This window comes from Mycobacterium sp. NPDC050041 (genome assembly GCF_049541695.1).
Taxonomy (GTDB): Bacteria; Actinomycetota; Actinomycetes; order Mycobacteriales; family Mycobacteriaceae; genus Mycobacterium.
Genome location: NZ_JBMVDG010000002.1, coordinates 463,986 through 487,258 on the forward strand (window position 1 = coordinate 463,986; position 23,273 = coordinate 487,258).

General features: G+C 66.9%; 22 protein-coding genes. 16 read left to right on the top strand and 6 right to left on the bottom strand.

What is annotated here, in order from left to right; all coding sequences use genetic code 11:
- The first annotated feature begins 73 nt into the window (after window positions 1–73).
- Window positions 74–2,341 carry a molybdopterin-dependent oxidoreductase gene (locus ACPCHZ_RS07515; protein ID WP_423484172.1) on the top strand — a complete coding sequence of 756 codons (2,268 nt, stop codon included), beginning with the start codon at window positions 74–76 and terminating at the stop codon, window positions 2,339–2,341.
- On the opposite strand, the gene fadD17 is transcribed toward ACPCHZ_RS07515, so the two are convergent.
- From fadD17 to ACPCHZ_RS07530, 3 genes are read right to left on the bottom strand one after another with little or no spacing between them, the layout of a single operon-like run.
- Window positions 2,322–3,833 (bottom strand): long-chain-fatty-acid--CoA ligase FadD17, encoded by a 1,512-nt coding sequence (gene fadD17, locus ACPCHZ_RS07520; RefSeq protein WP_423484173.1) that lies wholly within the window; start codon window positions 3,831–3,833, stop codon window positions 2,322–2,324. The two genes, ACPCHZ_RS07515 and fadD17, sit on opposite strands and share 20 nt — an antisense overlap.
- A 2-nt stretch (window positions 3,834–3,835) precedes the next feature.
- Window positions 3,836–4,927: an acyl-CoA dehydrogenase family protein gene (locus ACPCHZ_RS07525; RefSeq protein ID WP_423484174.1), complete on the bottom strand. Its 1,092-nt coding sequence runs from the start codon at window positions 4,925–4,927 to the stop codon at window positions 3,836–3,838.
- 18 nt (window positions 4,928–4,945) lie between these two features.
- On the bottom strand, window positions 4,946–6,127 hold the full coding sequence (locus ACPCHZ_RS07530; protein WP_364975861.1) for an acyl-CoA dehydrogenase: 1,182 nt from the start codon (window positions 6,125–6,127) through the stop codon (window positions 4,946–4,948).
- A 176-nt stretch (window positions 6,128–6,303) separates the two neighbouring features.
- Between ACPCHZ_RS07530 and ACPCHZ_RS07535 the strand changes: the two genes are divergently transcribed.
- The 12 genes from ACPCHZ_RS07535 (at window position 6,304) to ACPCHZ_RS07590 (ending at window position 18,208) form a co-directional block, all read left to right on the top strand.
- The gene (locus ACPCHZ_RS07535; RefSeq protein WP_423484175.1) at window positions 6,304–6,495 is read left to right on the top strand and encodes a ferredoxin; all 192 of its coding nucleotides are present in this window, start codon (window positions 6,304–6,306) and stop codon (window positions 6,493–6,495) included.
- 4 nt (window positions 6,496–6,499) lie between these two features.
- Window positions 6,500–7,426 (top strand): 3-oxoacyl-ACP reductase, encoded by a 927-nt coding sequence (locus tag ACPCHZ_RS07540; protein WP_423484677.1) that lies wholly within the window; start codon window positions 6,500–6,502, stop codon window positions 7,424–7,426.
- Between the two features lie 264 nt (window positions 7,427–7,690).
- Window positions 7,691–8,452, top strand: coding sequence for an MlaE family ABC transporter permease (locus tag ACPCHZ_RS07545; RefSeq protein ID WP_264014061.1), 762 nt, complete (start codon window positions 7,691–7,693; stop codon window positions 8,450–8,452).
- Complete coding sequence (locus tag ACPCHZ_RS07550; protein ID WP_423484176.1) at window positions 8,449–9,303, top strand: MlaE family ABC transporter permease; 855 nt, start codon at window positions 8,449–8,451, stop codon at window positions 9,301–9,303. Before ACPCHZ_RS07545 ends, ACPCHZ_RS07550 begins: the two co-directional genes overlap by 4 nt.
- Window positions 9,304–9,321: 18 nt before the next feature.
- Window positions 9,322–10,512: an MCE family protein gene (locus ACPCHZ_RS07555; RefSeq protein ID WP_423484177.1), complete on the top strand. Its 1,191-nt coding sequence runs from the start codon at window positions 9,322–9,324 to the stop codon at window positions 10,510–10,512.
- Window positions 10,512–11,546: an MCE family protein gene (locus tag ACPCHZ_RS07560; protein WP_423484178.1), complete on the top strand. Its 1,035-nt coding sequence runs from the start codon at window positions 10,512–10,514 to the stop codon at window positions 11,544–11,546. Before ACPCHZ_RS07555 ends, ACPCHZ_RS07560 begins: the two co-directional genes overlap by 1 nt.
- A complete protein-coding gene (locus ACPCHZ_RS07565) occupies window positions 11,539–12,585 on the top strand; it encodes an MCE family protein (RefSeq protein WP_423484179.1) in 1,047 nt (348 codons plus the stop codon). The genes ACPCHZ_RS07560 and ACPCHZ_RS07565 overlap by 8 nt, the downstream gene beginning before the upstream one ends.
- Complete coding sequence (locus tag ACPCHZ_RS07570; RefSeq protein ID WP_423484180.1) at window positions 12,582–14,036, top strand: MCE family protein; 1,455 nt, start codon at window positions 12,582–12,584, stop codon at window positions 14,034–14,036. The genes ACPCHZ_RS07565 and ACPCHZ_RS07570 overlap by 4 nt, the downstream gene beginning before the upstream one ends.
- A 44-nt stretch (window positions 14,037–14,080) precedes the next feature.
- Window positions 14,081–15,229: an MCE family protein gene (locus ACPCHZ_RS07575; RefSeq protein WP_423484181.1), complete on the top strand. Its 1,149-nt coding sequence runs from the start codon at window positions 14,081–14,083 to the stop codon at window positions 15,227–15,229.
- Window positions 15,229–17,028 (top strand): MCE family protein, encoded by a 1,800-nt coding sequence (locus tag ACPCHZ_RS07580; protein ID WP_423484182.1) that lies wholly within the window; start codon window positions 15,229–15,231, stop codon window positions 17,026–17,028. The genes ACPCHZ_RS07575 and ACPCHZ_RS07580 overlap by 1 nt, the downstream gene beginning before the upstream one ends.
- Window positions 17,028–17,720, top strand: coding sequence for a mammalian cell entry protein (locus tag ACPCHZ_RS07585; protein WP_423484183.1), 693 nt, complete (start codon window positions 17,028–17,030; stop codon window positions 17,718–17,720). Before ACPCHZ_RS07580 ends, ACPCHZ_RS07585 begins: the two co-directional genes overlap by 1 nt.
- The gene (locus ACPCHZ_RS07590; protein WP_423484184.1) at window positions 17,720–18,208 is read left to right on the top strand and encodes a mammalian cell entry protein; all 489 of its coding nucleotides are present in this window, start codon (window positions 17,720–17,722) and stop codon (window positions 18,206–18,208) included. Before ACPCHZ_RS07585 ends, ACPCHZ_RS07590 begins: the two co-directional genes overlap by 1 nt.
- Here ACPCHZ_RS07590 and ACPCHZ_RS07595 read toward each other — a convergent pair.
- Window positions 18,205–19,662: an alpha,alpha-trehalose-phosphate synthase (UDP-forming) gene (locus ACPCHZ_RS07595; RefSeq protein WP_423484185.1), complete on the bottom strand. Its 1,458-nt coding sequence runs from the start codon at window positions 19,660–19,662 to the stop codon at window positions 18,205–18,207. The two genes, ACPCHZ_RS07590 and ACPCHZ_RS07595, sit on opposite strands and share 4 nt — an antisense overlap.
- Window positions 19,663–19,827 (bottom strand): hypothetical protein, encoded by a 165-nt coding sequence (locus ACPCHZ_RS07600; RefSeq protein WP_364975828.1) that lies wholly within the window; start codon window positions 19,825–19,827, stop codon window positions 19,663–19,665.
- 119 nt (window positions 19,828–19,946) lie between these two features.
- On the opposite strand from ACPCHZ_RS07600, the gene ACPCHZ_RS07605 reads away from it, so the two are divergent.
- Genes ACPCHZ_RS07605 through ACPCHZ_RS07615 form a run of 3 tightly spaced genes read left to right on the top strand, consistent with a single transcriptional unit; the run spans window position 19,947 to window position 22,366 of the window.
- Window positions 19,947–20,840, top strand: coding sequence for an enoyl-CoA hydratase (locus ACPCHZ_RS07605; RefSeq protein WP_423484186.1), 894 nt, complete (start codon window positions 19,947–19,949; stop codon window positions 20,838–20,840).
- Window positions 20,841–20,885: 45 nt separating this feature from the next.
- Complete coding sequence (locus ACPCHZ_RS07610; protein ID WP_364975824.1) at window positions 20,886–21,713, top strand: SDR family oxidoreductase; 828 nt, start codon at window positions 20,886–20,888, stop codon at window positions 21,711–21,713.
- A 26-nt stretch (window positions 21,714–21,739) separates the two neighbouring features.
- Window positions 21,740–22,366, top strand: a complete 627-nt coding sequence (locus ACPCHZ_RS07615) for a trimeric intracellular cation channel family protein (RefSeq protein ID WP_423484187.1) — start codon at window positions 21,740–21,742, stop codon at window positions 22,364–22,366.
- A gap of 2 nt (window positions 22,367–22,368) precedes the next feature.
- Here the strand turns inward: ACPCHZ_RS07615 and ACPCHZ_RS07620 are convergent, their stop codons facing one another.
- Window positions 22,369–23,148, bottom strand: coding sequence for a hypothetical protein (locus ACPCHZ_RS07620; RefSeq protein ID WP_423484188.1), 780 nt, complete (start codon window positions 23,146–23,148; stop codon window positions 22,369–22,371).
- Window positions 23,149–23,273 lie beyond the last annotated feature (125 nt).

The following is a 23,273-nucleotide window of genomic DNA, read 5'->3' on the forward strand; positions in this document are numbered from 1 at the left end:
CGACCGACCGTACCGCCAACCCCGTTCCAGGGAATCCACCGCAGGCCACTCGCCCAGCCCATAACCTGGACACATGTCCAGTGAGGTGTCCGATCACCGTGTGACGTGCCCACTCTGCGAAGCGATGTGCGGTTTGCGTGTCCGCGTGCGCGACGACCGGGTGCTGAGCATCCGCGGCAACGGCGACGATGTGTGGTCGCGCGGCCACCTCTGTCCCAAGGGCACCACACTGGGCGCGCTGCACGAGGATCCGGACCGGTTGCGCATGCCGATGGTCAAGGGCAGCGACGGCGTCCACCGCACCGTCGGGTGGGACGAGGCGTTCGCCGAGATCGAGCGACGGCTGCGACCCGTGCTGGACGAGGACGGCGCCCGGGCGCTGACCGTCTACGTCGGCAATCCCGTGGCGCACAACCTCGACCTCGCCTCCTATATCGGCGCCCTGGTCGGGATGGCCGGAGCCGCAGGGATGCCCGCGTACTACTCCCCGGGGACCGTCGACCAGTGGCCGCTCAACGTGGTGGGCACGCTGTTGTTCGGCGGCATGTGGAACGCACCGATTCCCGACCTGGAGCGCACCGACCATCTCGTCATCCTCGGCGCGAACCCCGCTGCCTCCCAGGGCTCGATGCTGTCGGCGCCCGACGTGATGGGACTCCTGGCCGACATCCGTCGCCGCGGCGGCGCCGTGGTCGTCGTCGACCCGCGCCGCACGCCCACCGCCGACCGGGCCACCGAGTGGGTGCCCATCCGACCCGGCACCGATGCCCTGCTGCTGTTCGCCATCCTGCGAATTCTGGCCGCCGACGGCAACATCCGGCGCCCCGCGCACCTCGCGGGCAAGGTCGACGGGCTGGACGAGGCAATCGCATTCGCCGATCCCTTCACCGAGGACCGGGTCAGCGCGGCCACCGGCATCGAGGCGACCACCATCCGGCGGCTGGCCGCCGAGCTCGCCGCGGCGCGCTCACCGGTGCTGTACAGCCGGATCGGAACCTGCACACAAGAATTCGGCACGCTCACCACATGGCTCGTGTTCGTCCTCAACGTCGCACTCGGAGCGGTCGACCGGCGGGGCGGCACAGTGTTCGCCAAACCCGCGGTGTACTCGCCGATGTTCATGAGGCCGCCCGACCAGACGGGTGAGCGCTGGGAGTTCGGCCGGTTCCGCAGCCGGGTCCGCGGCGCACCGGAGGTGCTCGGACAGTTCCCGCTCAGTTGCCTCGCCGAAGAGATCGACACCCCCGGGGACGGCCGCATCCGCGCACTGATCACGGTCGCAGGCAACCCGGTGATCTCGGCGCCCGGCGCGCGCCGCCTGGACATGGCGCTGCCGAAGCTCGACGCGATGATCGCGGTGGACAACTGGCTCAACGAGACCACCCGGCACGCGCACGTGATCCTGCCCGGGCTCTCGCCGCTCGAACGCGCGCACAGTGACGACCTGTACTGGATGTACGCCGTCGCGTCCTGCCTCAAGTGGTCGGCGCCGGTCTTCCCTCCCGATCCCGACCGTCCTGCGGAGTGGGAGATCCTGCTGCGGCTCGGTGCCGCGGCGCTCGGGGTTCCGGTTCAGGACGTCGACGTGACGGCGATGGACGACATGTACACCACCGGGCTGCTGTCGGCGATGTGCACCCAGCCGGGAACCCCGTTGACGGGACGTGACCCGGGTGAGGCCTTCGCGGCGCTGTCCGGCGGCGGACCGGCGAGGCTCGCGGACCTCGGAATCCGATTGGGGCCGTGGGGCGATCAGCTGGGCAGCAATCCCGGCGGGCTGACGCTGGACGCGGTGCGCGCTCACCCCGACGGGCTACGGCTGGCGGAGCTGGACGGCGGGCGCCTCGACGACGCCGTCGCCACACCGTCGGGCCGGATCGAACTGATACACCCGTGGATCACCGACGACATCCCTCGCCTGCTGGACCGGATCGACCGTGCCGGCCCGGGTCTGGTGCTGACCAGCCGGCGTCACCTGCGGTCCAACAACTCGTGGCTGCACAACGTACCGGCCCTGATGCGCGGGCGTGACCGCTGCACGCTGCTGATCCATCCCGACGACGCCCGTTCGGCAGGCGTCGCAGACGGAGAACTCGCCGTCGTGACGACCAGCGCGGGCTCACTCGAGATTCCGGTGGAGACGTCGGACGAGATGATGCCCGGCGTGGTGTCCCTGCCGCACGGCTGGGGTCACGGCAGGCCCGGCACCCGGCTCGGGGTCGCCAACGCCCATCCGGGGGTCAACTCGAATCTGCTGAATCCGGTTGACGTGATCGATGTTCCGAGCAACACCCACGTGGTGAACGGGGTGCCGTGCCGGGTCAGCGCGACGGTCGGCTGATCTCCCATACCGGGTCGGCACAGTCGGTGCCGTCGGCCGACAGAAGGCGCTTGAGCACCTTGAACGTCTCGGTGCGGGGCAGTTCGGTGGTGATGCGGACGAACGACGGCCACTGCTTGGGGCCCAGATCGTCCTGCGCTGACAGGAATTCGCACAGCCGCGCGGCGTCGAGGTCGGCGCCCGGAATCAGCACCAGCGCGGCCATCACCTGGTCGCCGACAGCCGGGTCGGGAATCGGATAGACGGCCACATGGGCGACGTCGGGATGGCGTGCCAGGATCCGCTCGATCGGTGCGGTGCCGAGGTTCTCGCCGTCGACGCGCATCCAGTCACCGAGACGGCCGGCGAAGTACACGAAGCCGTTCTCGTCGCAATAGGCCAGATCCCCACTGTGGTACATGCCGCCCGCCATCCGGACGGCCTCAGCATCCGGGTCGTTGTAGTAGCCGCGGAACTGGCCGCCCCCGCGGGGATTGACCAGTTCGCCGATCTTGCCGGGCGGGCACGGCTCGCCGGTCTCGACGTCCACGACGGCCACCTCGTCGGTCAGCGGCCCGAGTGCGCCGTCGGGGGTGTCCGGCGTTCGCGCGATCGACACCCCGCCCTCGGTGGAGCCGAAGCCGTCGACCACCACGACGCCGAACCGCCGCGCGAAGCGGTCCAGGTCGCGAGGCGCGCCTTCGTTGCCGTACAGGAACTTCAGCGGATTGTCGGCGTCGTCGTCACGCTCCGGTGTGGCGAGGATGTAGGACAGCGGCTTGCCGACGTAGTTGGCGTAGGTGGCGCCGAAGCGGCGGACGTCGGACATGAACGCGGACGCGGAGAACCTGCTCCGCAACGCGATCGATCCGCCTGCCGCTGCGGCCACCGCCCAGCCGGCCATGATCGCGTTGGAGTGGAACAGCGGCATCGACAGGTAGAACGTGTCCGCCGGGCCGAGGCCGAACCGGTCGGCGAGCATTCGGCCGGGGAACGCCACCTTCTCGTTGGTGACGCGCACCGCCTTGGGTTCGCCGCTGGTGCCGGAGGTGAAGATCAGCATGTACAGGTCGTCGGACGCGATGTCGGCGAACCGCACCGGCGTACCGTGCTGCCCGGCCACCTCCTCGGCCCACGCCGCCGATCCCACGTCGACGAACTCCACCCCGTCGGGCACCGGGCCCGCGTCATCGGCGAGCACCAACTGGCAATCGGCGCGGTCGATGTCGCGGGCCAGTGCGGCGCCGCGGCGAGTGGGATTGAGCCCCACCGGGACCAGTCCCGTCATGGCCGCGGCGACGAGCACCGTCGAGAAGAACGGGGTGTTGCCCAGCAGCACGCCGATGTGCGGCGGGCGGTCCGGGTCGAGCCGCGCCCACAGGGCCGCACCGAGTGCCGCGCCGTCGGCCAGGTGTTGCCGCCAACTGATGAAGGTGTCCTCCGCGTACACCCCGCGGTCGTCGACCTCGGTCAGCGGTTCCAGCAGTCGACCGACGGTCGGCCCGCCGTCCACAGTCAGACCGGGGTGTCAGCCAGCTCGCGGCCGATGCGCAGCAGCGCACCGGTGGCGCCGCCGACCGCGAACTCGGTCTGCTTGGCGGCCAGGAAGTACCGGTGCACCGGATGGTCCATGTCGATGCCGACGCCGCCGTGCACGTGCACCGTGGTGTGAGCGACCCGGTGGCCGGCCTCGGCCGCCCAGAACGCCGCACTGGCGACGTCGATGTCGGACAGCAGGTCTTCCGACAGCCTCCAGGCAGCCTGCGTCAGGGTCAGCCGGAGGCCCTTGATGTCGATGTAGCCGTCGGCCAGCCGCGACGACACCGCCTGGAAGCTGCCGATCGGCCGGTCGAACTGCTCACGCTCCCTGGCGTATTCGGCGGTCAGCTCGAGCGCGCGCTCCAGCACGCCGAGCTGAAAGGCGCTTCGGCCGAGCATGGACCTCGCGGTCAGCCACGCCACCGCGTCGCCGAGTCCGCGGTCGCCGCCGACCTCGACGCCCTGCAGCTCCAGGTATCCCACGCTGCCGAGACCCGTGGTCTCCAGCGTGCGCACCGACACCCCCGGATCGTCCCTGCTCACCAGGAAGACCGCAGTGCCCGAGTCCGTTTCGGCCGGCACCAGGAACGCGTCGGCCACCGGGCCGTACGGAACCTGGGTACGGGTGCCGGTCAGGGTGTGATTCCCGCCGCTCGCCGTCGCCCGGACGGGGCCCTCGCCCATCTCACCGTCGAGCGCGACGGTCAGGATCTTGCCGCCGGTGACCGCCGGTGCCGCCCACTCCTGCTGCAGCGCTTCGGAACCGAACGCGGCAAGCGCACCCGCGGCCAGCACCACCGACTCGAGGTAGGGCACCGCGGCCAGCCGACGGCCCAGCGCCACCAGCACGGCCACCTCTTCGAGCACCCCGTACCCGCCGCCGCCGAGCGACTCGGGTGCGGTGGTGCTCAGCACGTCGGCGTCGATCAGCTTCTGCCACAGTTCCCGGTCGACGCGATGCTCCTGCCTGTCGAGCTCGCGCTGGTGCTCAGGGGTGACCACCGACTCGGTGATGGTGCGGACCAGCCCGCCGAGGTCGTCGGCTGCTTCAGTCGTGGTGAAGTCCATATCGGGGGAGTCCCTTTCCTACCGGTTGACCCGGGGCAGGCCGAGCGCGACCATGCCGATGATGTCGCGCTGGATCTCGTTGGTGCCGCCGCCGAACGTCAGGATGAGCGCCGACCGGTGCATGCGCTCGATACGCCCGCGCAGCAGTGCGCCGGGGGAATCGGCCCGCAGCGTCGCCGACGTGCCGAGCACCTCCATCAGCAGCCGGTAGGCCTCGGTCGCCAGCTCGGTGCCGTAGACCTTGGCCGCCGAGGCGTCTGCGGGCGAGGGGCCGGCGCCGTCGGCGGAGGCGAGTTCCCAGTTGACCAGCTTGAGCACCTCGGCCTTGGCGTGCACCCGCGCCAGGTTGAGCTGCACCCACTCCGAGTCGATCAGCCGATTGCCGTGCGCGTCCTTGGTGTTCTGCGCCCAGTCGCGGACCGCGTTGAGCGCCACGTAGATCGGCTGGGCGGACACCAGGGCGACCCGCTCGTGGTTCAGCTGGTTGGTGACGAGCTTCCAGCCGGCGTTCTCCTCACCGACGAGACTCGTCGCCGGAACCCGGACGTCCTGGTAGTAGGTGGCACTGGTGTCGACGCCGGACATGGTGTGCACCGGCGTCCACGAGAAGCCCTCGGCAGTGGTGGGCACGATGAGCATCGAGATGCCGCGGTGCTTCTTGGCCTCCGGATTGGTCCGCACCGCCAGCCAGACGTAGTCGGCGTAGGCGATCAGGCTGGTCCACATCTTCTGGCCGTTGATCAGGTAGTCGTCCCCGTCGCGCACCGCAGTGGTGCGCAGCGACGCGAGGTCGGTGCCCGCGCCCGGTTCGGAGTAGCCGATCGAGAAGTGCAGTTCCCCGGCGGCGATCTTTGGCAGGAAGAACTTCTTCTGTTCGTCGGTGCCGAACGCCATGATGGTCGGCGCGACGCTGTTGATCGTGAGGAACGGCACCGGCACGTTGGCGATCGCCGCCTCGTCGGTGAAGATCAGCGCGTCGATCGGCGGGCGGCCCTGGCCGCCGTACTCCGTCGGCCAGTTCAGCGTCAGCCAGCCGTCCTTGCCCATCTGCGCGACGGTTTCGCGGTAGACGTTGCCGCGTCCCATCTCGCCGTCGTTGGACGCGAGCGCCTCGGCCCGGTCGGGCGTCATGAGCTTGGCGAAGTAGGCGCGCAGTTCGCGGCGCAACTCCTCCTGTTCGGGGCTGTAGCCGATCCGCATGGCGGTGAATCCTCACTTGTCGGCGCCCGCTCGTGGGCACCCTGGTATCCACCTGGTTGTAACACGTTCTAGTCTTGGGGTCCAGGCCGGTGTTGCGCACGCGCCTGAAGCCGGGGTCGTATTCTGACCCTTCATCACGGGCGGGCCGTCCGCACAGCGGTTGCGAGGAGGTTGTCATGCGAGTGGAAGTCGACCGGGACCGATGCGAGGGCAATGCGGTCTGCGTGGGAATTGCACCGGATCTGTTCGATCTCGACGACGAGGACTACGCCGTCGTCAGGGAGGATCCGGTGCCCGGCGATCAGGAGGACGTCGCCGAGCAGTCCATCGCCGAATGTCCCCGCGCCGCCCTGATCCGGAAAGACTAGAGGTATTCATAAATTGACTGATTCAGACGTGACCGATCTGTCCGGACGGGTCGCCGTCGTGACCGGTGCGGCCGCCGGGCTGGGCCGTGCCGAAGCGATCGGGCTCGCTCAGGCCGGCGCGTCGGTGGTGGTGAACGACATCGCCGCGGCGCTGGACAAATCCGACGTGCTCGACGAGATCTCCTCGGCAGGCGCCAAGGGGGTGGCGGTGGTCGGCGACATCAGCGAGCGCGCCACCGCCGACGAATTGGTGGAGACCGCCGACGGCCTCGGCGGCCTGGGCATCGTCGTCAACAACGCAGGCATCACCCGCGACCGGATCCTGTTCAACATGTCCGACGACGAGTGGGACGCCGTCATCGCCGTGCACCTGCGCGGGCACTTCCTGCTCACCCGCAATGCGGCGACCTACTGGCGGTCGAAGGCGAAGGCCGGGGACGGGACCGTTTACGGACGCATCATCAACACCTCATCGGAGGCCGGCCTGTCCGGTCCGGTCGGCCAGCCGAACTACGGCGCCGCCAAGGCCGGGATCACCGCGCTCACGCTGTCGGCGGCGCGCGCGCTCGAGCGCTTCGGCGTGCGGGCGAACGCCATCGCGCCGCGAGCCCGCACGGCGATGACCGCCGGGGTGTTCGGCGACGCGCCGGAGCTGCCCTCGGGTCAGGTCGACCCACTGTCCACCGACCACGTCGTGAACCTGGTCCGGTTCCTGGCCTCGCCCGCCTCGGGAGGGGTCAACGGACAGCTCTTCATCGTCTATGGTCCGACTGTCACTTTGGTGGCGGCGCCGGTCGCCGAGCATCAGTTCACCGCGGACGCGGACGCGTGGGACCCTGCGGAGCTCAGTTCGACGCTGCGCGAATACTTTGCTGACCGCGATCCCGAGCGCGGCTTCTCCGCCACCGCACTGATGGAGTCGCGAGACTGACAGTCTCGGTTGTCAGCCGGCTAGGCAGACTAGAACACGTTTCAGAATGACTTACATCACACCCGCGCTGAGCAGCGTGAATATAACGAAATGGACTGGTTTTGCGGTTCTTTGACACTGCGAACTTGTTCTAGTTAGTATGAGCCGGCTCACTAAGAGCAGTGCTTAAACCAGGGGTGGATTGGCCGCCGTCACAAGCGGTCCGGGATTTTTCGCCACGGCGAGATCTCGAGAACTCCCCCCGCCCTGAGAACGGAGCCGAGGTTGTTCGAACAGCTCGCGGTCCCGGCCCGGGCCGTGGGCGGTTTCATGCAGATGTCCGTCGAAACTCTCCGAGCCACGTTCCGCCGGCCGTTCCAATTTCAGGAGTTCCTCGACCAGACCTGGATGATCGCCAGGGTTTCGCTCATTCCGACGGTGCTGATCTCGATTCCGTTCACGGTGCTGGTCGCATTCACTCTCAACATTCTCCTGCGCGAACTCGGCGCCGCGGATCTGTCGGGCTCCGGAACCGCGTTCGGCACCGTCACCCAGCTGGGTCCGATCTCGACCGTGCTCGTCGTCGCCGGCGCGGGGGCGACTGCGATCTGCGCCGATCTGGGCGCTCGCACCATTCGCGAGGAGATCGACGCGATGCGGGTGCTCGGCATCGATCCCATCCAACGACTCGTCGTGCCGCGGGTGCTGGCGTCGACGGTCGTGGCCATGTTGCTCAACGGTCTGGTGATTGCGATCGGCCTGAGCGGCGGCTACGTGTTCTCCGTGCTCCTGCAGGGCGTGAATCCGGGAGCGTTCATCAGCGGCCTGACCATCCTGACCGGGTTGCCCGAGTTGGTGATCTCAGAAGTCAAGGCCCTTTTGTTCGGCGTCATGGCGGGACTGGTCGGGTGCTACCGAGGCCTCACCGTCAAGGGCGGACCCAAGGGTGTCGGAGAAGCTGTCAACGAGACCGTCATCTATGCCTTCATCTGCCTCTTCGTGATCAATGTGCTGATGACGGCAATCGGCGTTCGGATCACCCAATGAGTCAGATCGGGAGTTACGACGCGGCGCTGCGCATTCGGCGTGCGTTCCGGTGGCTGCCCCGGGCTGTCGACACGTTCGGCGAGCAGGCATTGTTCTACGCCGAGTCGATCCGATACATCCCGCACGCGCTGGGGCACTACCGCAAGGAAACACTCCGGCTGATCGCCGAGATGACGCTGGGCTCCGGTGCGCTGCTGCTGATCGGCGGCACGGTCGGCGTCGCGGCGTTTCTGACCCTGGCGTCCGGCGGCGTCATCGCGGTCCAGGGTTACGAGTCGCTCGGCAACATCGGCATCGAGGCGCTGACCGGGTTCCTCTCCGCGTTTCTCAACGTGCGCATCGTTGCGCCGATCATCGCCGGCATCGCGCTGGCCGCCACCATCGGCGCCGGCACCACCGCCCAACTGGGCGCGATGCGCATCGCCGAGGAGATCGATGCCACCGAGGCGATGGCCATACATTCACTCTCTTACCTGGTGTCCACCCGCATCATCGCCGGGTTGGTCGCGATCGTTCCGTTGTACTCGCTGGCAACCTTGGCTGCGTTCTTCTCCGCCCGCACGATCACCGTCTACGTCAACGGACAGTCCGGCGGTCTCTACGACCACTACTTCAACACGTTCTTGATCCCCACGGACCTGCTGTGGTCTTTCGCCCAGGCCATCGTGATGGCGGTCGCGGTGATGCTGGTGCACACCTACTACGGATACAACGCCTCCGGCGGACCCGTCGGCGTAGGCGTCGCGGTGGGTCAAGCGGTACGGACGTCGCTAATTGTCGTGGTCGTCATCACCTTGTTCATTGCACTCGCCGTGTACGGCGCGTCCGGTAATTTCAACCTCTCGGGGTAGAAGGGGAGGCCAGACGTCGTGTCGAGGACCACCGCGATCAGGTTCGCCGCCGCAGTGCTGGCGACGATCATCGTGGCGTTCACGGTGTTGACTTATCTGTCGTATACCGCGGCGTTCAGCCCGACCGAGACCGTGACGGTGATGTCACCGCGGGCCGGGTTGGTGATGGACAAGGAAGCAAAGGTCAAGTACCGCGGTATCCAGATCGGCAAGGTCGAAGACATCGCCTATACGGGTGACCAGGCGAAGTTGACGCTGGCGATCAGCGAGGACCAGTTGCGTTTTGTCCCGTCGAACGCCCCGGTACGAATCGCCAGCACCACCGTGTTCGGTGCGAAGTCGGTAGATTTCATGTCGCCGGAGCAACCGTCGGACGCGCCGTTGCGTCCCGGCGCCACCGTCGCCGCCCAGGCCGTGCAACTGGAAGCCAACACGCTGTTCCAGACCCTGATCGACGTGCTGCACAAGGTCGACCCGATGAATCTCAACGCGACCATATCGGCGATCGCCGAGGGGTTGCGCGGTCACGGTGACGAATTCGGCGGTAGCCTTGCAGGGTTGAATCAGTATCTGACGCAACTGAACCCGAAGTTGCCCACTGTCGAATCGGACTTCGCGCAGACAGCGACGGTCGCCAACATCTACGGCGATGCCGGTCCCGATCTGGTCACCGTGATCGACAACGTGCCGACCATCAGCAACACGATCGTCGATGAGCAGGAGAACCTCAACGCGACGCTGCTGGCGGCAACCGGCTTGGCGAACGAGGGATACGCAACGTTGGAGCCGGCGGCAGACGACTACATCGCAGCGATCCAGCGGCTGCGGGCGCCGTTGACGGTGCTGGGGGACTATTCGCCGGTACTCGGCTGCATAGTGCAGGGTGTCAAGAAGGGGGCCGAGCGGGGTGCAAGCGTCGTCGGCGGCATGAAACCCGGCGCGATGGTCAGTTCCAGCTTCGTGCTGGGCGTGCCGTCCTACACGTATCCGGAGAGTCTGCCGATCGTGAATGCGTCGGGCGGTCCGAACTGCCGCGGCCTGCCCAACCTCCCCACCAAGCAATACGGTGGCTCCTTCTACCGTTCGCCTTTCCTGGTCACCGACAATGCCGTAATTCCGTACGAGCCGTTCACCGAGGTGCAGGTCGACGCCCCGAGTACCTTCCAGTTCTTGTTCAACGGGGCATTCGCAGAACGCGACGACTTTTGATGAGCCGCCGGGGAAATCTGCTCAAGGTGAGCATTTTCGCGGTGGTCATGCTGCTCATCTCCGCCGGTCTGGTGGTGGTTTTCGGGGAAATCAGGTTCGCTTCGAGCAACACCTATCACGCCACGTTCGCCGACGCCTCGCGGCTGAAGGGCGGCAACGACGTGCGGATCGCCGGCGTTCCGGTGGGCAGTGTCGGCGATGTGAAATTGAACCCCGACAACACCGTTGACGTGGCGTTCAACATCGACAAGAAGTATCAGATGTACACCTCGACACGGGCCGCGATCCGCTATGAGAACCTCGTCGGCGACCGCTATATGGAGATCACCTCGGGTCCGGGCGAGCTTCGGAAGTTGCCGTCGGGTGGGATGGTTCCTATCGACCAGACCCAGCCGGCCTTGGATCTCGATGCTCTGCTCGGTGGCCTACGCCCGGTGGTCAAGGGTCTCGACGGCGAGCAGATCAACCAGATAAGTGGTGCGGTCATCGAATCGCTGCAAGGCGAGGGTGGTGCGCTGTCGCGATTGCTCTCGGAAACAGGAACATTCAGTCAGACCCTGGGCGATCGCTATCAGGTGATCTCCGAGGCGATCAAGAATCTGAACGAGGTGCTGGGGACCATCGACGAGAAGAGCGTCGAGTTCGATGCGAGCGTGGACGAACTCCAACAGCTGGTCAGCGGACTGGCGGAGGGCCGGGACCCGATCGCAGGGGCCATTCCGCCGCTGGCATCCGCCTCAGCGGATCTGACCGACATGCTTGTCGATTCGCGACGGCCGCTGCAGGGCGTGCTCGAAAACCTTCGTCCGCTTTCGACCGAGCTCGACAATCGAAAGGATGAGGTCAACCGCGTCATCGAACCGTTGGCCGAAAACTATCTGCGGCTCAATTCCCTTGGCGCGTACGGCTCGTACTTCAACTACTACATCTGCGCGACGACGCTCAAATTCAACGGGCCGGCAGGCAGCGACATCTTCCTGCCGATCGGTGGCGTGCCGGACCCGTCGAAGGGCAGGTGTTCAGACAATGGATAAGACCATCCGGGCGGGTGTACTCGGGATCGCGGTCGTGGCGTGTGTCGTGATCGTTGCGTTCGGCTACACCAGCTTGCCGTTCTATCCGCAAGGCAAGACCTACGAGGCCTTCTTCGCCGACGCAGGTGGTATCTCGCCGGGCAACGACGTCAACATCTCCGGCATCACGGTCGGCAAAGTGACCGACGTCGGCCTCGCGGGCAACGCCGCAAAGGTGGCGTTCACCGTCGACCGCAAGGTCAGGCTCGGCGATCAGACTCTCGTATCGATCAGGACCGAAACCGTTCTGGGGGAGAGGTCGTTGGGGATCGTTCCGCAGGGTAGCGGGTCGGTGACATCAATTCCTTTGAGCCGCACCACTGCTCCGTACACCTTGAACATGGCGCTGCAGGACCTCGGTCAGAATTCCGGTGCGCTCGATAGGAACCAGTTGACCCAGGCGTTGCAGGTGCTGACCGATTCGTTCCGCGACGCGACGCCCGAGCTGCGCCGCACGCTCGACGGGGTGGCCACGTTGTCGCGCAGCATCAACGCCAACGACGAAGCGCTGGGTCAGCTGTTGACACGCGCCAGGTCGGTGACGGCGGTGCTCGCAGACCGGGCCGGTCAGGTGAACCAGCTCATCACCGACGGCAACCAGCTGTTCGCCGCGCTCGATGAGCGACGGGCTGCGCTGAGCAGTCTGATCGCGGGCATCGACGATGTGTCACAGCAGATTTCGGGGTTCGTCGCCGACAACCGCCGCGAATTCGGCCCAGCCCTGAGGAAATTGAACTTGGTGTTGGACAACCTGCTCGAACGCCGTGAACACATCAGCCAGGCGCTGAAGCGTCTGCCAGGCTACGCCACCTCGCTCGGCGAGTCGGTCGCGTCGGGTTCAGGCTTCCAGGTCAACCTACCCAATGCGATACCGAACGGTACGCAGTCGGCCGCACTACTGGACCTCTATTTCCAACCGGGCAAGATTCCCGACAGCCTCGCCGACCTCCTGCGCGGGTTCATCAACGAGCGCCTGATAATAAGGCCGAAGTCGCCGTGAGCCGCCTCTTGCGCTACGGCGTCATCGCCGCGCTACTGGTTGCGCTGATCGGTGGCGTCGCCATGGTGTGGCCGCGAGTCTCCACGTACACAGTGGTCGGATACTTCACCTCGGCGGCGGGCGTCTATCCGGGCGACGAGGTTCGTATCATCGGCGTGCCTATCGGCTCGATCGAATCCATCTCGCCGCAGGCCGATGCCGTCAAGATCACCATGAGGGTGAAGGAAGACGTCAAAGTGCCCGCCGACGCTCGCGCGGTGGTCATTGCCCCGAACCTCGTGGCAGCCCGGTTCATTCAGCTGACCCCTACCTATAGTCAGGGTCCGGCAATGGAGGATGGCGGCACCATCGAGTTGGGCCGCACCGCCGTGCCGGTCGAGTGGGACGACGTCAAGACCGAGCTGACCAGGCTCAGCCGGCAACTCGGACCGTCGGCGGGCGAAGTTCACGGCCCGTTGAGCAGCTTCGTCAATCAGGCCGCCGATACCTTCGACGGAAACGGCGACTCGTTTCGACAAGCCGTGCGCGAATTGTCGCAGACTGCGGGGCGGCTGGGCGACTCACGCACGGACCTGTTCGGCACGGTGAAGAACCTGCAGATCCTGGTCGACGCGCTGTCGAGGAGCAACGAGCAAATCGTGCAGTTCAGCGGGCATTTGGCCTCGGTCTCTCAGGTGTTGGCCGACAGCGCGGTGGGGCTGGACGACACCTTGGGCAGTCTCAACCAGGCCCTGTCGGACGTCCGCGGCTTCCTCGACGAGAACAACGCGGCGCTGATCGACAACGTCAACAGGCTGACCGACTTCACCAGCATCCTGACAACGCAGACCGACGACGTCGAGCAGATACTGCACGTCCTGCCGAACGCGATGGCGAACTTCTACAACATCTACAACCCGGCGCAGGGCACCGCGAATGGTCTTCTGGGCCTGCCGGAGTTCGCCAATCCGGTGCAGTTCATCTGCGGCAATTTCGACGCGGCGGGGATGCCCGACTATGACAAGCGATCCGAGATCTGCCGCCAGCGGATGGCTCCGGTGCTCAAGCGCCTCGCGGTGAACTACCCGCCCTTCATGGCGCACGGGATCAACACGATCAGCGCGTACAAGGGCCAGGTGATCTACGACACCCCGGCGACTGAGGCCAAGGCGCAAACCTACATCCCGCACCTCGAGTGGATCCCCAGCGACGGGCGGTTCCCGCCCCGTGCCGGTGAGGGAGGAGATCCCACGTCGTTGCTGCTGCCACCGAACCCGGTTCCTGGTCCGCCGCCGCCTGCGCAGCCGTACACGCTTGGTCCGGTGGTACTGCCGCCCGGTCCAGCGCCCGGTGGTCCGCCGCCCGGTCCGGCTCCGGGTGCGCCGGCACCAGCTGCGCCCGGTCCGCTTCCGGCCGAGATCGGCGCGCCGGTGCAGCCGATCGCTCCGCAACAACATGGAGGCGGAGGATGACGCGAAAGTCGTTGCAAAGCAATAGTGGCCGCGTGAGCAGGTGCATGGTGGCCGTCGGCTCCGGCGTAGTGCTACTCACCGGGTGCCAGTTCGGCGGGCTGAACTCCCTGAACATGCCCGGCACGGCCGGTCACGGCGCGGGCGCGTACACCATCGCCGTGGAGCTGCCCGACGTTGCCACTCTGCCGCAGAACTCGCCCGTGATGGTCGACGACGTCACCGTCGGCAGCGTGTCGGGGGTCGAGGCTGTGCAGCGGTCAGATGGCAGCTTCTATGCTGCGGTGCAACTGTCCCTTGACCGCGAAGTCCGGCTGCCGGCCAACGCGACGGCCAGGGTCGCGCAGACATCGCTGTTGGGTTCACAGCACATCGAGCTATCGGCTCCGGTCGATCAACCCCCGGTGGGCGAGCTACGTGACGGGTCGGAGATCCCGTGGAGCCAGGGCGGCCGCTACCCCACTACCGAGGAAGTGCTGTCCGCCTTGGGTGTCGTCGTCAACAAGGGCAATCTCGGTGCGCTGCAGGATATCACCCAAGAGGTCTACAACGGGGTGGCGGGCCGTCAAGGCCAGTTCGCGGGCCTGATCCCGCGGCTCGCCGAGCTGACCGCGTCGTTGAACCGGCAGACCGAGGACATCATCGCCGCTGTCGAAGGCCTGAACCGATTCGCCGGAGTCCTCGCGCGCAGCAAGGACAGTCTCGGCCGGACCCTGGACACCCTTCCGGCAGCGCTGCGCGTGCTCAACGACAATCGGACGAACATCGTTGACGCGTTCGCCGCACTGCAGAGTTTCGCCACCGTCGGAGCACGCATCCTGGCCGAGACCAAGGACGATTTCGCGGAGGACATGATCGACTTGTACGCGGTGATCAAACCGCTCAATGACAACCGCGCGGACCTCGTCTCCTCCCTGGACAGCTTGGCGACCTTCCCGTTCCCAGGCAAGAATCTGCATCGAGTGGCCAGGGGTGACTACTTCAACATCTTCTCCACATTCGACCTGACAATCCGCCGGCTCGGCGAGACCATCTTCACGACGTCGTTCTTCGACCCGAACATGAAGCGCCTCGCCGAAGTCGTCAACCCGCCGGAGTTCTTGACCGGGGAGATGGCAAACTTGTCCGGGCAGGCCGCTGATCCGTTCAAGATCCCGCCCGGTACCGCGTCGGGCCAGGAGGTGCCGCCCGAGTAATGCTCAACCGAACCGCGCGAATCCAACTGATGATCTTCGCCGTCGTGACCGTGGTCACCGTCGGCGCGATCTCCTTTTTCTACCTTCGGGTACCCGCCCGGCTGGGCGTCGGTGTGTACGGTGTCACGGCCGAATTCGTCGCCGGTGGCGGGCTGTACGAGAACGCCAATGTCACCTATCGCGGCGTGCAAGCCGGCCGCGTCCAGGCCGTGGAGTTGACCGACGACGGCGTCGCCGCGCACATGGAACTCAACAGCGATGTCAAGATTCCGGCGAATTCGACCGCCACCGTCAAGAGTGTGTCGGCGATCGGCGAACAATACGTAGATTTCGTTCCGCCCGCCGATCCCTCGCCGGCGTTGCTGTTCAACGGTGCAACCATCCCGAAGGAACGGACGGCGATACCGCAGGACGTCGCTGAGCTGCTGGGTGAGGCGGACCGATTGGTGAACAGCCTCGACAACACCCGCATCCAGGACCTCCTACGCGAGACGTTCGACGCGTTCAACGGCTCAGGGCCCGAACTGGCGCGACTCATTCAATCGGCACGGTCGCTGATCGACGAGGCCAACGCAAGTTGGCCGCAGACCGCGACGCTGATCGACCAGGCTGAACCGTTCCTCGAGGCGCAGATTCGCAGTGGCGATGACATCCGGTCGTCGGCCGACGGCCTTGCGCGCTTGACAACCGAAGTGGCCAACGCCGATCCGCAACTGCGTGCGCTGCTTGCGGAGGCACCGGCGGCGGCAGCCGAAGCCGGCGAGACGTTTGCGGGCATTCGGCCCTCGTTCCCGGTGCTCGCGGCCAACCTGGCCAACTTCGGCCGCGTCGGCGTCATCTACCACAGGTCGATCGAACAGGCGCTGGTCATCTTTCCTGCGCTGCAGGCATCGCTGTTGACGATCGGCGGCCAACTTCCCGCGGACGAAGGTGGCAAGCAGGACTTCAAGATCTCGATCAATGATCCGCCGCCGTGCAACACTGGATTCTTACCGCCGTCGGAGATTCGCACGCCAGGCGACACCACGCTGCGCGAGCTACCCGACGACTTGTATTGCAAAGTCGCGCAGAATGATCCGATGGTTGTGCGCGGCGCGAGAAACTATCCCTGTCAGGAGTTCCCCGGCAAGCGCGCGCCGACAATTCAGTTGTGCCGCGACCCCCGTGGCTATGTCCCGATCGGTAACAGCCCGTGGCGCGGTCCGCCGGTGCCGATCGGCACACCGATGGACGTCCTGGAGGACGACACGCCCGAGGATGGGCGAAACATCTTCCCGCCCAACAAGTTTCCCTACATTCCACCGGAGAATGACCCGGACCCGGGGTACCCCGTCGCGCCGGGTCTGGTACCGCCCGGGGTCCAAACCGGCCCGGGGCCGGCGCCACATCAACCATGGCCGTACATTCCCCCTCCGAACGATGGCCCACCGCCGCCGCCGCTGACGGCGTGGATACCGCCGGCGCCGTACCCGGAGGCATGGCCGCCGCCGCCGGTCGGGCCGGCGATCAACGGTCCTCCAACACCGCCGCCGATCTTCGCGGGGCCCTACAACACCGCGGCCCTGCCACAGACCCCCGCAGCGCCGCCGCCACCCGCTGCGCCGCCGCCACCCGCTGCGCCGGTGCCGCAGGGTGCGCCGGTGCCGCAGGCGAGCGGGGCGGCTTACGGGACGTACGACCAGAAAACCGGAGTCTTCGTCGATCCGGCCGGCGGTAGCGGGGTCTACGCCCCCGGTGTCGCTGACGTGCGGCCGCAGGAGAATTGGGTTGATCTCATGCTCTATCCGAGGCTGGCCTGATGACGCCTACTTCGGCCCGTCCGGAACAGGCCCGACGTCGCCGCGCGTCCCGGCCCGCAGGTCCGGCGAACGGTAAAGCCGCCGAGGCCACCGTCGCACGTGTTCAGACCACGAAGCCGACCGGTGCAACGTCTGCGCGCAAGTTCGGCAAAGCTGCGCCCCCACCACGCCGGAAGGCGCACCGACGGCTGGTCGCAATCGTTGCGTTGGTGTCTGGGCTCGTCGCGACGAGTGTTCTCGGCGCTTTAGTGGCGGTACTGGTCGTCCAGAAACAACACACAGAAGCAACGCAAGCACGCAATCAGCGGTTCGTCGACACGGCGACGCAGACCGTGGTGAACATGTTCAGCTTCAGGCAGGACACCATCGACGAGAGTGTCGACCGATTCTACGAAGGCACCAGCGGGCCATTGCGAGACATGTTCAGCCAGAACAACAACGTGGTGAACCTCAAGGCGATTTTCCGGGACACCGGCGGCAGTTCGGAGACGGTGATCAACGGTGCTGCATTGGAGAACATCGACGACATCAGTAAGAATGCGGCGGTGTTGGTGTCGGCTCGGGTCACGGCCAGCGACATGGACGGCAACAACAGGCCATCGCAGCCGTACCGGCTGCGCATCGTCGTGCACGAGGATGACGACGGGCGGATGACAGCCTACGACCTCAACTATCCCAACGGTGGCAACTGATGCGCTGGATCGTCAGCGGAATCATCGGGCTGATGGCGGTTGCGTTCGTCAGCCTGGCCGCCGTGGGTGGTGGCCTCTACTGGCAGCGGGTGGAGACGCGTGGAGAGCAGTCTGCCCGCGACGAACTCGGACCACTTGCGCAGAAACAAATTCCGACGGTCTTCACCTACGACTACAAGACGGTCGAGCGCAACCTCATCGATTCCTACAACCTGCTCACGCCCGACTATCGCAGGGAGTTCGAGCAGAGGGCGAACGCCGACATCATTCCGCAGGCGCGGGAGCGAGAGGTAGTCAGCCAAGCCAACGTAGTCGGCGTCGGAGTTCTGAGTGCGCAGCGCAACTCGGCAGCGGTGATGGTCTACATCAACCGCACAGTGTCCGAGAAGTCGAATCGCGACCAACCGATCTATGACGGCGCGCGACTGCGGGTGGAGTACGAACGAATCGACGGGAAGTGGCTGATCAGTTACATCGCGCCGATCTAGGCGCGCGGTGACTCGGTGTCGGCCAGCGCGTCGAGGAAGGCACGCGCCCACCGGTCGACGTCGTGTGCCAGCACCTGCCGTCGCAGCGCACGCATCCGGCGCCTGCCCTCCTCGGGAGCCTGGCGCAGCGCCGCCTCGATCGCGTCCTTGACGCCCTCGAGGTGATGCGGATTGGCCAGGTATGCCTGGCGCAGTTCGGCTGCCGCACCGGTGAATTCGCTGAGGACCAGCGCGCCTCCGAGATCGCTGCGGCAGGCCACGTACTCCTTGGCCACCAGGTTCATCCCGTCACGCAATGGCGTGACCAGCATGACGTCTGCGGCGACGAAGAACGCGATCAGCTCGTCACGGGGGATCGGCCGGTGCAGGTAGTGCACGATCGGGTGGCCGACTTCGCCGTGCTCGCCGTTGATGTGGCCGACCTGACGCTCGATGTCCTCGCGCATCGCGATGTAGCTCTCGACGCGTTCCCGGCTGGGGGTCGCCAGCTGCACCAGCACGGTGTCGTCGCGGTCCACCCGTTTCTCGTCGAGTAGTTCCGACAGCGCGTGCAGGCGGACGTCGATGCCCTTGGTGTAGTCGAGCCGGTCGACACCCAGCATGATCTTGCGCGGATTCCCGAGCTCGGCACGGATCTTGCGGGCCCGCTGCCGGATCTCCCGGTTCCTCGCCTTGGTGTCGAGTTCGGCCGAGTCGATGGAGATCGGGAACGCGCCGACCTTGACGGTGCGGAAGCCGACCTGCACCTCGCCGAAGCGGGACCGCACACCGACGTTGCCGCGCGAGGTGTTGGCGCCGACCAGCCTGCGGGCCAGGATCAGGAAGTTCTGCGCGCCGCCCGGCAGGTGGAAGCCGACCAGGTCGGCGCCCAGCAGGCCCTCGATGATCTCGGTGCGCCAGGGCATCTGCATGAACAGCTCGACCGGTGGGAACGGGATGTGCAGGAAGAACCCGATGGTGAGGTCGGGCCGCAGCATCCGCAGCATCTTGGGCACCAGCTGCAGCTGGTAGTCCTGGACCCACACGGTGGCGCCCTTGGCGGCCGCACGTGCGGTGGCCTCCGCGAACCGCCGGTTGACCTCGACGTAGCGCTCCCACCATTCGCGGTGGTAGATCGGCTTGACGATCAGGTCGTGGTAGAGCGGCCACAGCGTGGCGTTGGAGAAGCCCTCGTAGTACTTGGCGACGTCGTCGGCCGACAGCGACACCGGGTACAGCTGCAGGCCGTCGTCGTCGATCGGATCTTCGTCGCTGTCGGGAACGCCCGCCCAGCCGATCCATGCCCCGTGCCGCTTACGTAGCAGCGGCTCCAGCGCCGTGACCAGGCCACCGGGGCTCCGCTTGTACGTCGTGGTGCCGTCCGGGTTGCGCTCGATGTCGATCGGCAGCCGGTTGGCCACGACGACGAAGTCGGAGTCCCCGGAGTCGGACTGTGCGCCGGCCTCCGGTGACACCTACGCCTCGATTTTCGACGGTCCAATACCGAGCATCGAGAGGAAGACCCGGCATTCGTCGGCATCGGTGGCGTAGGCGGCGACCACGCGCCTGGCCTGACGCGCAGTGCTGTCGGCCAGTGGTTCGACGTCGCCGATTTCGGCGGGATCAGATTTCGCGGGCATGACGTCAACTCTAGGCGACATCGGCGACAGCCGGTTGATCGCCTGTTACTACACGGTGTAGCTGATCATGGCCGCGACTGTGTGAAGGCGGGCCGGGCGCTGCCCGTAATGTGCCTGCCATGGCCGATGAGCAGGTGACTTACGAATCCCTCGACGAGGGCCGGATAGCTCGCATCTGGCTCAACCGGCCGGAATCCCAGAACGCGCAGTCGCGCACCCTGCTGGTGCAGCTGGACGAGGCCTTCACCCGCGCCGAGGCCGACGACCAGGTGCGCGTGGTGATCCTGGCCGCGCGCGGGAAGAACTTCTCGGCCGGACACGACCTCGGCTCGGAGGCGGCACTGGCCGAGCGCACGCCGGGGCCGGACCAGCATCCGACCTTCCGCTCACACGGCGCGACGCGGTCCGCCTCGATGGAGAAGCTGTACCTGCAGGAGTGGCACTTCTACTTCGAGAACACCAAGCGGTGGCGCGATCTGCGCAAGATCACCATCGCGCAGGTACAGGGCAACGCCATATCCGCCGCGCTGATGCTGATCTGGGCCTGCGACCTCATCGTCGCCGCGGACGACGCGAAGTTCAGCGATGTGGTGGGCGTCCGGCTCGGGATGCCGGGCGTCGAATATTACGCCCACCCGTGGGAATTCGGTCCCCGCAAGGCCAAAGAGCTCTTGCTGACCGGTGATTCGATCGACGCCGAGGACGCCTACCGGCTGGGCATGGTGTCCAAGATCTTCCCGGTCGACGAGCTCACGGACAAGACGCTCGAGTTCGCCCGCCGGATCGCCGAACGGCCCACCATGGCGGCGCTGCTGATCAAGGATTCGGTGAACGCTGCCAGCGATGCGATGGGCTTCGCCGAGGCGCTGCGACACGGATTCCACATCCATGAGCTCGGCCACGCGCACTGGGCCGCGCACAACGAGAACCGACTGCCACTGGGCCTGCCGCCCGACGTGCCGGACTGGCGCACACTGGGCGCGCCGAAGCCGGCCCGGCGCGATCAGCCGTGACGTATAACTAGAACCTGTTCTAGTAAACCTGGCGAAGGGGTCGCGGTGCAGCTGTCGTTGGCGGATCGGACGTACGTGGTCACCGGTGGTGGCAGCGGCATCGGCAAGGGTGTGGCCGCCGCGGTGGTGGCGGCCGGTGGCAGGGTCATGCTGGCCGGCCGCAACGCCGACCGGCTGGCTGCCGTCGCCGAAGAGCTCGGCGATCGTGACTCGGTGCGGTACGAACCGACCGACATCACCAACGAGGACGAAGCGGCACGGCTCGTCGACGCGGCCGCCGCCTGGCACGGGCGGCTACACGGCGTCGTGCACAGCGCGGGCGGTTCGGAGACCATCGGTCCGATCACGCAGATCGACTCCGACGCCTGGAGGCGCACGGTGGACCTCAACGTCAACGGCACGATGTACGTGCTCAAGCACGCCGCGCGCGAGCTGGTCCGCGGCGGCGGCGGATCGTTCGTCGGGATCTCGTCGATCGCGTCGAGCAACGTCCACCGCTGGTTCGGCGCCTACGGTCCGAGCAAGGCGGCACTCGACCACATCATGATGCTGGCCGCCGACGAGCTGGGCCCGTCGTGGGTGCGCGTCAACGGCATCCGGCCCGGCCTGATCCAGACCGACCTGGTGGGACCGATCCTGGAGTCGCCGGAGGTGTCGGCGGACTACCGCGCCTGCACGCCGCTGCCCCGCTTCGGCGAGGTCACCGACATCGCGAACCTCTCGGTGTTCCTGCTCAGCGACGCCGCGGAGTGGATCACCGGGCAGGTGATCAACGTCGACGGCGGCCACGGCCTGCGTCGCGGGCCGGACATGTCCGGCATGCTCGAGCAGCTGTTCGGCGCCGACGGTCTGCGCGGAGTGGTCGCGAAGTAACACCCGGCCGCGGTATACCTGGCCCCATGCCGGCCGACGTACCGCTACTGCTGGTGCTCGACCTGGCGGGCACCTTCGCCTTCGCGCTCAACGGGGCGCTGACCGCGGTACGCGCCGAACGCCTCGACATCTTCGGGGTGATCACCCTCGGCATGTTCACCGGTCTCGGCGGCGGCACGATCCGCGACGTGCTGCTCGACGACCTGCCGCCCGCCACCTTCGTCGACTGGCGCTACCTGGCGCTGGCGGCAGTCGGGGGCCTGCTGGCCTTCGCGCTGAGCCACGTGCTCGAGAAGCTGGCGACCGTCATCACCGTCCTGGACGCGGTCGGGCTGAGCGTCTTCGCCGTGCTGGGGGCGGTCAAGGCGCTCGACATGGGATTCGGTGTGCCACAGGCGATGATCGTCGGCACGATCACCGCCGTGGGTGGCGGAACGATCAGGGACGTGATGCTCGGCCGGGTGCCGGTCGTGCTGCGCAGCGAGCTGTACGCCATTCCCGCGCTGTTGGGTGCGGGCTGCGCGGCCGCGGCCTACAGCTTCGGGTACCGCGGCACGCTGGCCGCACTCGCCGCGGCGGCGGTCTGCTTCATCGTCCGCATGGTCGGCGTCCGCTTCGACCTCCACGCGCCGCGGCCACCCGGCCGGCGGTGATGTCACGCCCGCCCGACGGCGCGGATGCGTTCGCGGTACCGGGTGCGGGCATCGTCGCGGACCACCGTGCCCGCGTCGAGGTGCTCACCGCGTAGATATCCGGCCACTCCGAGCGCGGCCGCGGCGAAGCCCAGCGACCACGCCGTCCACGCGCCCGCTCCGGGGGTGAAGCCGACCACCCACGGCGCCATGAACAGCGCCAGCCCGACGACAGCCAGCTTGAAGTAGTCGCGGGTGGGATCGGCGGCGAGCAGCGACCACAGCGCCGTCACCGCGATCAGGACGCCCGCGCCGGCGACGACGACGGTCGCCGCCGACGACCGCACCAGCGTGGCGGCCAGCACCACGGCGACGGCACCGAGCGCCAGGGCCGAACCACTCAGCCACCCCGCGATCACGCCGGGCCGCACCTCGCGGCTGCCGTACTCGTTGACGCCGAGCTTGGTCGGCGGGTCCCCGGTCACCCAGCCGATGCCGCCGAGGACCAGGGCCAGCACGCCGGCCACGCCGGCGGTCCACGCGGCGCCGCGGTCGGGGACGAAGCCCGAGCCGAGCCACGGCACGACGGCCATCGTCAGGCCCGTCACCACGAGCCCCCATCGGCCAGGTATCGGATCGCGGGCGAGCAGGGACATCGAGGCGAAGAAGACGATGAAGGCGCCGAGTCCCAGGGTGAGCCCCCGTCCCGGCTGTGTCGCCGACAGCGCGACAGCGCCCGCGAGGGCGCCGACGCCCACCGCCAGCGCCGCCCAGCTCGTCCACGATCTGTCTGGTCTCTTCACTTCTCGCTCCTCACTACGGGTTCTTTCGTTCGTCTGGGCCGTGAATGGCTACGACAGCGCGCCGCCTTCGGCCTCCCATCGCTCGATCCAGATGTCAGCGTTGGCATACATGGGTTTTCGCCTCC

What these genes read in the sequence shown, in the direction of transcription:
- ACPCHZ_RS07580 (WP_423484182.1), top strand. Translation starts at nt 15,229, where the DNA reads ATGCTCAACCGAACCGCGCGAATCCAACTGATGATCTTCGCCGTCGTG.
- ACPCHZ_RS07600 (WP_364975828.1), bottom strand. Translation starts at nt 19,827, where the DNA reads ATGCCCGCGAAATCTGATCCCGCCGAAATCGGCGACGTCGAACCACTG.
- ACPCHZ_RS07605 (WP_423484186.1), top strand. Translation starts at nt 19,947, where the DNA reads ATGGCCGATGAGCAGGTGACTTACGAATCCCTCGACGAGGGCCGGATA.
- ACPCHZ_RS07585 (WP_423484183.1), top strand. Translation starts at nt 17,028, where the DNA reads ATGACGCCTACTTCGGCCCGTCCGGAACAGGCCCGACGTCGCCGCGCG.
- ACPCHZ_RS07590 (WP_423484184.1), top strand. Translation starts at nt 17,720, where the DNA reads ATGCGCTGGATCGTCAGCGGAATCATCGGGCTGATGGCGGTTGCGTTC.
- ACPCHZ_RS07560 (WP_423484178.1), top strand. Translation starts at nt 10,512, where the DNA reads ATGAGCCGCCGGGGAAATCTGCTCAAGGTGAGCATTTTCGCGGTGGTC.
- ACPCHZ_RS07575 (WP_423484181.1), top strand. Translation starts at nt 14,081, where the DNA reads ATGGTGGCCGTCGGCTCCGGCGTAGTGCTACTCACCGGGTGCCAGTTC.
- ACPCHZ_RS07530 (WP_364975861.1), bottom strand. Translation starts at nt 6,127, where the DNA reads ATGCGGATCGGCTACAGCCCCGAACAGGAGGAGTTGCGCCGCGAACTG.
- ACPCHZ_RS07550 (WP_423484176.1), top strand. Translation starts at nt 8,449, where the DNA reads ATGAGTCAGATCGGGAGTTACGACGCGGCGCTGCGCATTCGGCGTGCG.
- ACPCHZ_RS07565 (WP_423484179.1), top strand. Translation starts at nt 11,539, where the DNA reads ATGGATAAGACCATCCGGGCGGGTGTACTCGGGATCGCGGTCGTGGCG.
- ACPCHZ_RS07615 (WP_423484187.1), top strand. Translation starts at nt 21,740, where the DNA reads ATGCCGGCCGACGTACCGCTACTGCTGGTGCTCGACCTGGCGGGCACC.
- ACPCHZ_RS07535 (WP_423484175.1), top strand. Translation starts at nt 6,304, where the DNA reads ATGCGAGTGGAAGTCGACCGGGACCGATGCGAGGGCAATGCGGTCTGC.
- ACPCHZ_RS07525 (WP_423484174.1), bottom strand. Translation starts at nt 4,927, where the DNA reads ATGGACTTCACCACGACTGAAGCAGCCGACGACCTCGGCGGGCTGGTC.
- ACPCHZ_RS07515 (WP_423484172.1), top strand. Translation starts at nt 74, where the DNA reads ATGTCCAGTGAGGTGTCCGATCACCGTGTGACGTGCCCACTCTGCGAA.